The organism is Actinobaculum massiliense (genome assembly GCF_001457435.1).
Classification (GTDB): Bacteria; Actinomycetota; Actinomycetes; order Actinomycetales; family Actinomycetaceae; genus Actinobaculum; species Actinobaculum massiliense.
Genome location: NZ_LN881717.1, coordinates 922,122 through 935,602, shown reverse-complemented (window position 1 = coordinate 935,602; position 13,481 = coordinate 922,122). Strand labels below are relative to the sequence as shown.

The window sequence follows — 13,481 nt, the reverse complement described above, 5'->3', positions numbered from 1 at the left end:
GCTGTGGATACGCGCCGAGCGCTGATGCATATCTGCGTAGACTACGAGTGTAAAGGACTGGCCGCGGACGGGAAGAGCGGGCCGCGGGCGGGACAGTGCTCTGATGTCCCTCCTGAGCAGGTAGCTGAACCGATCATTTTGGCATACCGGTTACGTCGCAATGATTGAGTAAACAATCTGGTGCCCGCTCTTCTTCGCCGCGTAACCAACTAGGATGCCCAGTATTGGGAATGCCTGCGGGCATTCCCAATACTTTTGACTGTGAGCGGAGCGAACCGGGAAGGCAACCTTAATCTGCGGCCCGGGTTTGCGGCGCGGGCGCGTTACTGCGCGGAGCGTTCGGGTTTGGAGGAGCGGGTGCGGGAAAGTTTTGAGGTGCCGGGTAGTCGTGAGCGGGCGGCGCGGCGAGCGGCGCGTGAATTTGCTGAAAAATGGAAAAAACCGCGGTTACGAAAAAGGCGATACGCAACCTTTCTGGGTGGATCTTTTGCGCCGAGTTTACGGTGTGGACGACGCCGCAACCGTTGCCCGGTTTGAGCAGAGAACAAACGCGGGCGGATTTATCGACGTCATTATTCCCGAGGCTAAGACCCTGGTCGAACAAAAATCCCGGTCAGTTAATCTTGACGTCCCGGAAAAACGCCAAGGCGATTTTGTTACTCCCTATCAGCAGGCCAAGCGCTACGCGGATTCGCTACCTAACCGGGAGCGGCCCGATCACATTATTGTTTCGAATTTCCATACGTTCCGTATACATGACCTCAATAAGGCTGATCCGGAAAATAAATACGTGGAGTTTCAGCTGGAGGAATTACCCAAACAGCGCGCCCTCCTCGGGTTCTTGAATAGTCCAGAATCTGCCCGTGCGGTGCGGGAGAAAAAAGTTTCGGTTGAAGCCGGTAAGCTCATCGGCCAGCTATATGACGCCCTACGCGAGCAATACCTCAATCCGGATTCGCCCGAATCACAGCACTCCCTCAATGTGCTATGCGTGCGTCTAGTATTTTGCCTTTTTGCGGAGGATGCCGGGTTGTTCCGCAAGGATGCGCTGTGGTCGTATTTGCGCGAATATACGCCGTCGCAAACCCGTAGCGCTTTACTCAAGTTATTCGAGGTGCTTGATACTCCGGAAGCGAATCGCGATCCGTATCTGGCTCCGGAGCTCACCCAGTTCCCTTATGTAAACGGCGGCCTTTTCCGGGGCGTGGAAGAAATACCGAATTTTACCGAGGAAATCTGCGATCTACTCATTAATAAAGTCTCCCAAAGCACTGATTGGTCGCAAATATCGCCCACCATTTTCGGTGGCGTTTTCGAATCGACCCTTAATCCGCAAACTCGCCGCGCGGGTGGAATGCACTACACCAGCCCGGAAAACATTCACAAAGTGATCGATCCGCTTTTTTAGATGATCTGAAATCTGATCTGAATGCGGTCCTTACTAACGAGTCGCTCACTCCGCGTCAACTGCGCAACCGTCTGGTCAAATATCAAAATAGACTTACCTCCCTGGAGTTCTTTGATCCGGCCTGCGGCTCGGGAAATTTCTTAACGGAAACGTATATCGAATTGCGCCGCCTCGAAAACACGGTGATTAAGTACCTTGGAACCACGCGCATGGCAGACTCTTTCGATGAGCCAAGACAAAGGAATGCAAGCGAGGTGTCCCGTGCCAAAACCATCCGTGAGGATCTGCAGGGCTGGGGTGACGGCTTGGAAGGCGGCACCGCGCAACCAAAGCAATATGGCTCTCAGACGATGATCGGCCTGGGAGAAGCGCAGGAAAGCCAGGTAAAAGTGAGCTTAAAACAGTTCCACGGAATCGAGATCAATGATTTTGCGGTGGCGGTAGCGCGCACGGCCCTGTGGATTGCCGAGCTTCAGGCAAATATTGAAACCGAATCGATTGTGCTCACCGAATTGCCGAACCTGCCCCTACGTAAATCCGCGTGAATCCACGAAGGCAATGCCCTGCGCATGGACTGGGATCGCGTTATCTCGGCGACTGAATGCAATTATGTTATGGGGAATCCTCAGTTTCAAGGGTGATAACGGTGTCGAACAGGCCAACCTTGCGCAGGTCCTTGTGTGATCGAATCCCTGTATAGGAGAGTGACGCATCCTCGTAACGACGAAATGCGAACACAGCCTGGTTCATGTGGATCGAGTTGAAAACACCGAGATTGACAAGCAAGTGGAAATCCTCGACGGAGAGTCCTGTAACGACCTTGAAGAGATCGGGCTCTATTTTCGTAATGACATCCTGCAACGTGTTTTCCCGGAAATCCGTGAGATACATGAAAGCTGGAATTCGGGTTGCGAACTTTATGAGCTTTTCTTGAACTTGCTTGCGCTTGGATCGGTATTCCTTCTCTTCCTGCGACAGCTCTTTCTTTTCTTGCCGGGAGAGCTCTTCGCCCTTGCTCTTTCGTTTGTGAGAAACAGATTCACTCTTATTGATGATGGTTTCAAGGACGTTATTTCCGAGGGCGCGGAAACCCTCGATATTCATTATGGCTTCGAGCGCGCGCTCATTGTTGAGAATCCGTCGCAGAGTCGAATTATCGACGTTGACTAGAATTGCCGATTCCCACTTACGTGCGAGCAGAGTCGCAGAGGTTCCAGACATGGCGATATCGAGGATGCCGCCCGCATCGACTTGAGTCATATTCGCCCCGTCGTAAGCGAGAACGGGTAAGAAGTTCGTCAAATCCTCGACTGCTTTTTCTGGATTTGAAGCTTGAGGATGCAAACCGGAAGCATACTCGGCAACTTGCCTGAGGGCTCGGGTGGGGGCGAAGTCGAAAATGAAAGCGACCGGTTTGAGAACCTCTTCGCGTGAGGGATCGTCGCCGTCGGGATTCTTGATTGACCAGGGTGATTGCACGCGGAAAGCCGCTTGGAAGTACGTTTCCGGTTTTCCGAGATTGCGAAGCATGAGAATCGCTGACCACTGTTTTACAGTGACTCCGGTGGTGAGCTTGCCGCAAGTTAGAGTGATGGTATTTGTTTCGTGGCCATCACCAATTGCCTGACGAACTGGCGGGAGTGCAGCGACGCCGACGCCCGCAGCGGGCCCAGCGACTACAAGAACCTGGTAGTCGTGCCAATATGTGTTATTTCGGGATTTCAAGAGATTAGCCATGGCGTAGCAGGCTGCAACGCTTGGTAGGTACCACATCGAATGCTGAAGGTAGGGAAGGAGGCGTACATCTGCATAGGGCAAAGGCGGGCGCTCCCCAGCGCGCAAGGCGTCGAGTTGGGTTGGGGCGTGGTCGCCACGGATAAGGTCGAGCCATTTTTGTACCTCAGATGCATGTTTGAAACGTGCAGCTTTACCGGCGCCGGTAGCGGAAAAGAACTCGTTGAGGTCGAATTCGTCAAACTCCCCCTCGTTTGCCACTGAGATGATATCGTCGGGCATCTGATAGGTCATGAGCCGTAGTTCAGGGAGACTACGGTACGGATTTTGCTCCCCAGGATGGTCTACTTCCCAATGCTGTTTCGCGCGTTGTTCGTCTGTATAAGTCCAGTTGAAAATCTGTTCTTCGATGAATTCCCCTGTCGCGAGTGCTCGGAAGGGGGTGCCGGAAAGGTAGAGAAACGCCTTGGTGCCAATAGGGAGAAAATCGTTTTCCTTATTTCCAAGCTCATCTAGCTCTTCGTCGAAAGTGTCGAAGTCGGTCTCGAGCGACGAGGAAAACTCCTTTTGAATTTCCTCCGGATCTTCGCCCTCAAAGAGCTCTTTCGCAGATTCGCGCCACGCGCCGAAATGGTATTCGTCAAAGACTACGAGGTCCCAGTGAACGCGGTGTATCCAATCGTTCTTGGCCTTATATTTCCTGGTGTTTCTGTCTTTGCCAAGTAGATCTTGGAAGGATCCAAAGTAAACCACGGGGATTTCTGGGTCCATTTCTAGGAGGCCTCGTGACGACGACGCATTGCGATACTCCCATCCTTCAAAATCAACGTGGGATTCGAGATCCTCCTTCCAAGCATCCTGCACGGCTGGTTTGAATGTTGCGACAAGAACCCGCTTTGCGCGCATGCGCTTAGCGAGCTGGTAAGTCGTAAATGTTTTCCCAAAACGCATCTTCGCGTTCCACAGGAACCTGGGGGTTGCTGTTGGATCCTCTTCCCAAATTGAGCGGTAGTAGGTGAGGGTCTTTCTCACCGCAGCTTCCTGCTCTGGGCGCATCGCGAAACTCTGATAACGATGATGGGAGAGTGCTTTCCCGGATCTTAACTCAGTGATTGCACTAAGCACCGCCTCCGGAGTGGTGCGTACCCACTCCCTGGCGGATCCGAAATGAGGATTCTCGAAGCCCTTGGCAACAAGGCGGCGGATTACGTCAGTATCGCGAATGATCGATCCGTCGTTTCGTTCGGCTGGTTCGTCAATGTGAAGCGTGTAGGCTTGTTGCATCTGACCTTGCGATTCACGGATTCGATCATTGACGTTCTGCTTCGTGGTCTGCCCAATTTTGATAAGTCCCTCATACCCTGCTGGCGGATACTTGGGGGACCAAGCATATATCCGAAGTTGCGGGCTGGGTTTTGAAGGAAAAAGCACGTCGGGACTAGACATCGTTTCCTCCGTCCATTGGACGAATAGAGTTCTCGATCAGCTCGATCTCGCGAGCGTCTAAGTTATATTTCGAGTAGAGTTCCGTGTCTGTGTACATATGATCCCATTTTTGGATAGGTACGTAGCGGAATCTGCCCCGCGTGATGTGTTGTGTTGAAGTCCTGAGCGATATTAGAAAACGGGTGAACTTCGTGGTTACATAGCACAGGCAACTTTCCGCTGATTCGGGGATGTCGAAGGTGCCCAATAAAATGTACGTTTCAGTTACGGCAGTGTTGGGTTCTAGGATTCCGGTTCTTCCCAGCACTCGCCGCGTTCCGTTCTTGTCCGGCTGCCCAGCGTGGTCGTTAGAGGCGTTTGACGTAAAAACTTTCCACATATCGATTGTGTCAAGATTATTCAGAATCTCTGTTCGGGAAACCCATTGGACTCCAGTCTTACTGATAAGTCTTACGCTTTTTTGGGATGATTTTTTAGTGCTTCCATGGAAGTTTGTTGGGAAACCGAAAGGTTTCCTGGCACTAACCTGGCCCGCAAATTGGAGAGATTCTGGGAGAACTGTAAGTGCGTCCTCGAAGGGGACGGACATCTCCTTGGCGTAGATCTTCTTGAGTATGCGGATCGCCCTCTCGTCCCGTAGAAATATGTCATTTCCTGGTTCAAGAAGCGATCGCAGTGAAGTAGTCGTGGAGGTTCCCCTGTGAGTGGTTATTTCGGTATCTCCAGAGTGTGTTGCGGACCAAAGAAAATAGCAGATTCCTCCAGCGACATCTACCTCTGGAAATACGTCACGACTATCGGGGAAGTCGTGTAGCACGGCGATGCGGTCATCTCCTAGCATCTCCGCGCGGAAAGCATCTAAACCTTTTCCGCCTGAGAACCACCTAGCTGGTACGACCATACAAAGCATTTTCGGATCCAAGTTCTTCGCCTGCTCAATGAACTTATGATAAATGGGCTTGGCGCTCACCCCATGGCCGCTGTCAGAGAGTTGATATGGCGGGTTGCCGATCACAACGTCGAAATGCATCTCTTCTCCAAATATCTCGTTCAACCTGGCGACTACGTCGTCCGTGTGGATGAATTCGTAGGCGTGAGTTTCTAAATCTTCCGCGCGAGCGTATTCTGCCTCGCTCGCACCACAGAAGGAGCACCGACGATTCTTGTAAATGAATTCATCAGCTCCGCTACGGGGATTTACTCGCGCTTCGCGTGTACCACCGACCCACGTGTGATCGGTGCGGTCAAACCAAATGTGACCGCTTTCGCCATCAAACTCGGTACAGATTGAATGCTCACGATTTGCCCACTTTGAGCAGTAGACGCTGCGGCGTGAGAGCAGGGCGGTGAGATTAGTGATGGCGAGCCCAAAAACTTGGCGGGTGAGGATGTGATTTACGCGCTCTTGCAGATTGGGTATCTTACCGGCCAAGCCATCGACGAAGCGTCGAGTAATTTCGCGTAAGAAAACGCCAGATTTTGTGCAGGGATCGAGAAAAGTGACCGTAGGGTCCGCCCAGATATCTGCGCCGTCGTAATTTTGTCGCCAAGCATCCGCAACTTGATCAAGCATCTTGTTCGCAATCGTCGGTGGTGTGAACACCTCATCATTCGAAAGATTGGCGATACAGGTCAGGACATCTGGATTATGTGGGCGAAGTGGCGATTGGATCATTTAGTACGCCAGCTTTCAGCGAGATCTTCGACAGTCACGGGGCGATAGTCTGTTCTAGGGCTGAAGAATTTGGAGACTTCGCTCTCGCTTAAGTCGTCAAAAAGTGTTCCGGAGAATGAACTCCGTTCGGTGAGGTTTGTGTACTCGAAATCGCGGCGCTGAAACTTCCCTTTACCGAGATATCCCCATTCGGGAAACACCAGCGGGTTGCCCTCGGTTGTTTTCATCGTAAGCGCGTCTCCTCGGACGATATTGGTTGAAAGGACCGTTCGAATAGCGTCCGCCCAAACAGAATCATCCGGTTCATCAAGGAAATTGAGTATGATCCGCGCGAGATTATTTCGGCATACCTCCGCGTTGTCGGGGAGTATTTCAATTCCATATAGCGACATCAACCCGAGGAGTGCATAGTGACGCGACTCGAAAGAGTTCTTGCCGTAACGCGTTTTTACGGTGGTCAGTTTCCTTCGTAGTACCTCCATGAGGAAGATACCCTCGCCGCAGGCCGGTTCAAGCACTTTTGCGTCAATTCGTTCTGATTCGTCTTTAACCAAGTCAAGCATTGCTTCGACGATGTGCTTTGGGGTGAAGACCTCTCCGTGGTCGGATACTCGCTGTTTGGACTTGACCAATTTTTCGCTCGGTCGTGGAAATAGATCAGTCAAGCTCGGAGCCTCCTCATCTTTTGACTTGGCGTGTGAAGAACCATCGGCACATCTCAATAGATGTAGTTGAGATTACCGCCTGGTATACGGGTATTCTCAGTGTACCTGCGGCCCCAACTTTGAAACGTTTGGGACCGCGGTCCCAAACGTTTCAATGCCGTCAGTCTAAAAGGAGTCTCCGACACGGTTCCCATCACCACCGAAGTGAAGCCGTAGCTGCGGCACTACTTTGTCAAAACCTTCAAATGCGCCAAGATTTTCTTCCCGATTTTTCTTAGCCCGGATTCTACGAAGGCTGGGCCCATCACCGATTCCAGACCAGCAACCTGATCCGCCGTGTCCAGATGTTGCGAGATGACCACGAGGGCTTCTTCCTGGGCGATGGTCTCTCCCTGTGTGCGTAGCTCGAACTCTTCTTGCGTGCCACTGAGAATTTCTGTGGGCTGAGCTGCGCGGAAGGGAGTAAAGGCCGCCGAAAATCGCGAAAGGAGATTTTGCGGGTTTTCATCAGCGCCTAAGCGCTCAAATTCTGGAATGAACGCGAGAAGGGTCGCGTAGGGTGAATCGTGGTTCGAAGAAGCTGGGGCTGGGCGGTCGCTGTCGCCCGAAGCAGAGGATTCTGATTCGCTACCCCCGAGGGTGAAGACGAGGTCTTCTGGGTCGAGGTTCGCCTGTTCAAAAACCGCGCGCAGGAGCGCCATCTTCTGGAGAGTACTTGAGGAAGTTTGGACGAAAAGCCCGGGATCAAGCTCAACAAATTTTGCGTCCTCGGGGATTCCTTCGCGCGAGGTGCGTAACCCTTGGCGTACTTGAGCTAGCGCTAGCAAATCTATTCGATGATCCTGAATAAGTACCTTGAGCACTTCAGAGAGGGCTTCCGCCCAGGTATGAACCGGTTTTCTCACCTCGCCGTATTCGAATGCCGTCACCTTCACACCGGTGAGTCCATCAGATTCCGCCAGGGAACACGAGGGCCGTGGCGTGACCTCCGGCTCGAAGGAGGTCTCCGGGAGTGGCCAGAGTTGTAGTGCGGATTTCAGGAGTATTTGCGATCTTTCTTCGAGTTGCTCTTCGCCCCACTCGTCGCACTCCTTCACGAAACCGTTGAGCCGATAAGGGGAGGTGGCGAAACCGTTTGTGGCGTTTTTCTTGGTTGTGAAATCCCGATTTGAATACTCGGAGTTATAGCCGGTGACGGTCAGGTTCGCGACGCGGTTAGCCCAGATGGTGTGTATCTGTTCTGCTTCAGGGCCTAGATCCGCACGCCATTTGGCAGTGAGGGCTTGCGGCATTATATGTTCAATCGAGATAGCGCCCTTATCCAAGTTTCCCGCTATGTCTACGCGGTCCTTAGAGCCCTCATTTTCTAGTGCATCAAAGAAATATTGGGTGTTTCGTGGGCTCAAACGATAGAAGTTGCGCGTTGTGAAGGCGTCGGTGAACTCGGCGTCGTCGGGGAAACGTCCACTTGATCCATCGCGCCTGCGAAGCAGGTAAACCAAGATATCTGGATACGGCTCACTGTGCTTACGTAGCGAGACCAGGTCGGGATAAGCCGACGAAAAAATCTTATTGAGCGCATTGGAGCCTGCCGAAACCACCGTTCGGCGAGCCATATAGCTTTCGAGGATGCGTAAAATTCGAACAAAGTCAGAACCGGGTACCGTGCCGGCGTGAACGTCCGCCAGCACGGGCATGAGGAAGGGAAGGAAAACTCCGCCGAGGAGTGCGCGTGCGCGATGGAGGATGAGGTTTGCCTCGGCGATCCCTGTTTGCGCGGTGGTGATTTCTCGGTGATAGCGCGAATACTCGTGCATATCTTTGAGTACGCTCTCGATCGATGTGGGAGTTTCATCGGCGTGTGCCACACCGGCCCGTCCGGGCGAGAGCTCGCCGGTGCCTCCGGTTTGAGCGCTTCGTCCAACGCGGTCAGGCCCTTTCAGGTACTGCTTAAACGCTTCGTAAACCTCAGATTCTTTCGGGGTCTTGTGAGTCTTTACCACTAAGTACCAACGCACGAAACGGTCGGTTTCGAAGTTGACGTTCTTCTCAATCGGATTCCAACGAGTCTCATACAGCCGCTCCTGCGTATGGTGGTCGAGCCCCATCAGCACTAGGTTCCGGATTTTATCTGACTCTTTGAGCGCAAGGCCGGTCGAATTTAGAGACTCGAATATTCGCTGAGGTGAATCGGCAGGCTCAAGGTCAAGAACCATGACCTGTAGGTGGGTAATTCCTTTCTCCCAAAACACGTCACCCGGGATCGTCGTCTCCGTGAAGCGTTTCCGGAAGTACCGGTAATTTGCGGTGAGGTTGGACGTTTCGTCGTAGTCCGCTTCGGAGCCAAACAGATGCCGATAAGCACTGTCATCAGCTTTGACGGGCTTCAACTTGAGTTTCGTTCCGTCGCCGTCGTCGTCGATGAGGTAGTTCTTTCGCAACCGTCGGCTAAGGAGTGGGTCGTCGCACGCGAGCGTTCCAGCGTCGACGGCGTCGCACAGCGCCAAAATGAGCAGGCTAATGGTGGTGAGACGCTGTTGGCCGTCGATGATTACGCGCTCGCGGTAGCTTTCAAGTTGTTCGACGACGGAGCCAAAGAAATGCGAATCGCGCCCGGTGCCTATCATTTCCTCAATGTCATCGAAGAGTTGCGCGCATTGTTTCGTTCCCCAGTCATAGTTGCGCTGGTACACAGGAATGATGATCCGATTTCCGGAACTGTCGTAAATTCTCTGGATGTAATCGACGCTGCCCTTCATGCTTCCCTCTTTGCGCTTCGAGTATTGGGTAAAAGAACTTGCCCGCTCTGAAAAATCTAGTGATGTCAGATTAACAGCACACTCATGACACGAATCGGGATTCCGAGGGTGCCGCGGTTCGCCACTGCGTAAAGCGCGATCGCGCCCGGATCGAGATGCTCGGGTTCGCCCACCGCGGCGCGGTAAGCCTCTTCAAACTTCTCCATCGTCCAGCCAATCCGGGACTCTTCCATAACCACTGGTCCCCAGGCGTCCATAATTCCAAGGGATTGCCCTTCGATACGTTCGATGGCGTGGGTACCGCCGGTGAGCACTGCTGGCAAGAGCGTCCAAAAGACGTCTTAAATTCCAGTACCGAGGATGGTCACGTCAGCGTCCCACGCCGACGACGTCGACGCCGCGCCTCAAAACCTCATCGACAAACTGCTTGCCCACAACGCCAAGCCCTTTAATTACGACACGAATTTGATCTCGCATTTTTGCCTCCAGGCACTAAATGTGTTTGGTCTATTCGCGTTTTCGACCCGCGAGGTCAGGTCTAGGCTACAGGCTGGGCGCGATATGAATCCGATATTCATGCGTATAGCTAGACCCTCCATGCCGTACACATTCTGTGCATTGGTGAAGCGTTAAACAGAGAACCGGCGGCGCAGGAAAGGTGACTGCGACGCCGGCTTGGATTCTCTGAGATTGCGGGCGCGGGGCCCGCGGCTCTTGAAAAGCTCTACTTCTCGGTCAGACCCGAGAGAATGTAATTATTGATCGTGGCCTTGAGAGCCTCGAGCTTATCGGCCTTGACGGAGGCCAGGATATCCTCGTTCGGGATGTCGAGAGCGTACTCTTCAAGGTCAGCGAGGGAGGTTTCGCCGGCTGAGATCTTGGCGCCGATACCGGAGTCATACGAGCTGTAGCGATCCCCAACCAGGTTCTCGATGAACTTATCCTCGTGCATCTTCGCGGCGATCAGCAGACCGGCAGCGAAAGCGTCCATGCCCACGACGTGAGCGAGGAACAGATCCTCTTCGGAGAAGGAGGTGCGGCGCGGCTTGGCGTCGAAGTTCAGGCCGCCCTTCGGGCCGATCGACCCTTCGGCCAGAACCTCCCACATAACCGCAGTCGTCTCGTAGAGATCCGAGGGGAACTCGTCCAGATCCCAGCCGAGGAGCTTGTCGCCCTGGTTCGCATCCAGAGAGCCGAGCATGCCGGCGGTGCGAGCGACGCGAATCTCGTGCTGGTAGGTATGGCCAGCCAGATTGGCGTGGTTGCCCTCAAGGTTCAACTTGAAGTGGTCATCTAAGCCGTAGGTCTTCAAGAAGGCAATTGTGGTGGCGGCGTCGAAATCGTACTGGTGTGTGGTCGGCTCCTTCGGCTTCGGCTCGAGCAGGAACTGCGCGTCGAGGCCGATTTCCTCGGCGTAATCGACCGCCATCTGGAAGAAGCGAGCGATGTTGTCCTGCTCGCGCTTGTAATCGGTGTTCCAGAGGTTCTCGTAGCCTTCGCGGCCACCCCAGAAAACGTAGTTTTCAGCGCCCAGGCGCTTGGCGATTTCCAGGCTGTGCTTGAGCTGACCACCGGCGTACGCGTAGACGTCCGCGAACGGGGAAGTGGCAGCGCCGGCGAAGAAGCGCGGGTTATTGAATAAGTTGCAGGTGTTCCACAGGAGCTTGATTCCCGTTTCCTTCTGCAGCTCCTCCATGCGATCAACAACGCGATCCAAGTTCTTGTTGGATTCGCGCAGGTTATCGCCTTCGGGGGCGATATCGCGATCGTGGAAGCAGAAGTATTCCGCGCCGAGCTTCTGGTAAAACTCGAAGGAATAATCCACCTTGGCAAGCGCCAAATCCATCGGATCAGAGTACTTGCCGTCGAAGGGGCGCTGGGCCGTGCCGTCGCCAAATGGATCAACGAGGCGCTGATCGAAGGTGTGCCAGTAGGCAACGCCGAAACGTAGCCAGTCCTTCATCTTCTTGCCAGCGACGACGCGATCGGCGTCGTAGTAGCGGAAACCCAATCCCTGCTTGACGTCCTCAGTGCCGACAAAGGGGATCTTCTCTACATTCCATAGATCTGCCATGTAATTGCCTCTCAGTTCAGCGGTCCGCTCTCGCGGCCGCCCCAACGACTTTGTTGTGTAGCAATACTAAGTCTAATCCGAAGCATTGCTTTCGATCAAGGGTGGTCAAAAATCGAAATTATTTTCGACATTTGCACGGCTTTAAAGTACGGATTTCATTCCGGTTTCTCCATCCTAGTGTTGCGGGAAGGGGGCGCTGACGCCTTGGCGATAGTAATGTGAGTGAATGTTAAAAGTGTGAGGTGAATTGGGGCTTGACTCTGATGTGGCGGTGTTTTAGTTTTAGAGCTAAACAAAGGTGTTGCTTTAGGACGTCAAATAGTTTTCCTGGCGGTGGGTACGCGGAGGTGCTTCACGGGGAACTCGATTTGATAGGCGAAACCGCTCGGGCATTGGGAGAGGAACCTCGATCAGTTCACTACCTACTGGCAGTTGTTTTCGCGGCGATGGAAAGCTCTATTCTCCTTCGCCGCGTAGCAATGGCTCCTTAGGTGACTAAAGAGAGTAGGTTGCCGGAACTCTTCAGAGACTCGGTACTGCCGGATTGGAGCACCACGAAGAATACGACGAGTGCGAGGAGGCTCTCGTGAAGAAATCAATGAGGCGAATGCTGGCAGGAATTCTTGGTCTTCTGCTGGTGATGGCGACGGCGAGCGCGTGCTCGCCCGTTCGTGCGCGTGATCGCGTGGCGGGTGGCAACGCGGCATCCGGCAAGGTGGGCATTTCAATGCCCACAAAGTCCCTTGAACGCTGGGCTCGCGACGGCGCGTACCTGCAGCAGGTGCTCGAGGAAAAGGGCTACAAGACCTCGATGCAGTACGCGGATAACAAGGTCGAACAGCAAATTTCGCAAATTCAGAACATGATCAACGAGCGGCCTGACGTCATGATTGTGGCATCAATTGACGGTTCGGCACTGGGCCCGGTGCTATCGCAGGCGAAGCAGGCAGGCATCAAGGTGATCGCCTACGATCGGTTGATCCGCGATACCGACGCGCTCGATTATTACGTCACCTTCGATAACTACAAGGTGGGCCAAGCGCAGGGCCAGTACATTGAAAAGTCGCTTGCATTGCAGGGCGGCGCGGGCCCCTTCAATTTCGAGCCGTTCTCCGGTTCTCCGGACGATAACAATGCTCGCTACTTCTTCGAAGGCGCTTGGGACGTGCTCAAGCCCTACCTCGATTCGGGGCAGTTGAAGGTTCCGTCCGGGAAGATGCCGGCGAGCGTGGCCGACTGGCAGTCGATCGGCATCCAGGCATGGATGGGGCCGGCAGCCCAGGCAGAAATGGAAACGCGCTTGAACTCCTTCTATCGCGGAGGAACCAAGGTGGATGCGATTCTGGCGCCCAATGACGCTCTTGCTCTTGGAATTTCCCAGGCGCTGAAGGCGGACGGCTACACCCAAAACGACTGGCCGGTTCTCACCGGGCAGGACGCTGACCAGGCGAACGTCGCCAACATTCTGGAAGGCTTCCAGTCGATGACGGTGTGGAAGGACACCCGTAAGCTCGCCGAACAGGCAGCCACGATGACCGATCAGATCATTAAGGGTGAAGAGGTCGCTGTCAATGACACTGAGACCTATGACAACGGCGTGATGGTGGTTCCCACCTTCTTGCTCGAGCCGATCGTGATCGACGCGGAGAACGTTCAGTCGCAACTCGTTGATTCCGGGTATTACCAGGCGGCGGACCTGGGTCTGAGCTAAGCGGCGGCA

At 53.8% G+C, this 13,481-nt stretch carries 8 protein-coding genes and 1 pseudogene; 3 read left to right on the top strand and 6 right to left on the bottom strand.

The genetic code is table 11. The annotated features are described in order from the left end of the window. Window positions 1-388 precede the first annotated feature (388 nt). Together BN2664_RS05945 and BN2664_RS09480 are read left to right on the top strand one after the other, a co-directional pair. Window positions 389-1,408: a type IIL restriction-modification enzyme MmeI gene (locus BN2664_RS05945; protein ID WP_007001108.1), complete on the top strand. Its 1,020-nt coding sequence runs from the start codon at window positions 389-391 to the stop codon at window positions 1,406-1,408. Window positions 1,409-1,413: 5 nt separating this feature from the next. Continuing rightward, window positions 1,414-2,049: pseudogene (locus tag BN2664_RS09480) on the top strand (DNA methyltransferase). Here BN2664_RS09480 and BN2664_RS05935 read toward each other — a convergent pair. The 6 genes from BN2664_RS05935 to xylA form a co-directional block, all read right to left on the bottom strand. Further along, a complete protein-coding gene (locus BN2664_RS05935; RefSeq protein ID WP_007001110.1) occupies window positions 2,021-4,588 on the bottom strand; it encodes a DEAD/DEAH box helicase family protein in 2,568 nt (855 codons plus the stop codon). The pseudogene BN2664_RS09480 and the gene BN2664_RS05935 sit on opposite strands and share 29 nt — an antisense overlap. Next, the gene (locus tag BN2664_RS05930) at window positions 4,581-6,263 is read right to left on the bottom strand and encodes an Eco57I restriction-modification methylase domain-containing protein (RefSeq protein WP_007001111.1); all 1,683 of its coding nucleotides are present in this window, start codon (window positions 6,261-6,263) and stop codon (window positions 4,581-4,583) included. Before BN2664_RS05930 ends, BN2664_RS05935 begins: the two co-directional genes overlap by 8 nt. Continuing rightward, window positions 6,260-6,928 carry an N-6 DNA methylase gene (locus tag BN2664_RS05925; RefSeq protein ID WP_007001112.1) on the bottom strand — a complete coding sequence of 223 codons (669 nt, stop codon included), beginning with the start codon at window positions 6,926-6,928 and terminating at the stop codon, window positions 6,260-6,262. The genes BN2664_RS05930 and BN2664_RS05925 overlap by 4 nt, the downstream gene beginning before the upstream one ends. A 224-nt stretch (window positions 6,929-7,152) precedes the next feature. Continuing rightward, window positions 7,153-9,687: a DUF262 domain-containing protein gene (locus BN2664_RS05920; RefSeq protein ID WP_007001113.1), complete on the bottom strand. Its 2,535-nt coding sequence runs from the start codon at window positions 9,685-9,687 to the stop codon at window positions 7,153-7,155. A 65-nt stretch (window positions 9,688-9,752) separates the two neighbouring features. Beyond that, on the bottom strand, window positions 9,753-10,010 hold the full coding sequence (locus tag BN2664_RS05915) for a hypothetical protein (RefSeq protein WP_155856482.1): 258 nt from the start codon (window positions 10,008-10,010) through the stop codon (window positions 9,753-9,755). A 401-nt stretch (window positions 10,011-10,411) separates the two neighbouring features. Next, entirely contained in the window at window positions 10,412-11,761 is a 1,350-nt protein-coding gene (xylA, locus tag BN2664_RS05905) for a xylose isomerase (RefSeq protein WP_007001116.1), read from the bottom strand. A gap of 586 nt (window positions 11,762-12,347) precedes the next feature. Between xylA and chvE the strand changes: the two genes are divergently transcribed. Next, window positions 12,348-13,472, top strand: a complete 1,125-nt coding sequence (gene chvE, locus BN2664_RS05900; RefSeq protein WP_007001117.1) for a multiple monosaccharide ABC transporter substrate-binding protein — start codon at window positions 12,348-12,350, stop codon at window positions 13,470-13,472. Window positions 13,473-13,481: the final 9 nt, after the last annotated feature.

What these genes read in the sequence shown, in the direction of transcription:
- BN2664_RS05930 (WP_007001111.1), bottom strand. Translation starts at nt 6,263, where the DNA reads ATGATCCAATCGCCACTTCGCCCACATAATCCAGATGTCCTGACCTGT.
- BN2664_RS05920 (WP_007001113.1), bottom strand. Translation starts at nt 9,687, where the DNA reads ATGAAGGGCAGCGTCGATTACATCCAGAGAATTTACGACAGTTCCGGA.
- BN2664_RS05935 (WP_007001110.1), bottom strand. Translation starts at nt 4,588, where the DNA reads ATGTCTAGTCCCGACGTGCTTTTTCCTTCAAAACCCAGCCCGCAACTT.
- xylA (WP_007001116.1), bottom strand. Translation starts at nt 11,761, where the DNA reads ATGGCAGATCTATGGAATGTAGAGAAGATCCCCTTTGTCGGCACTGAG.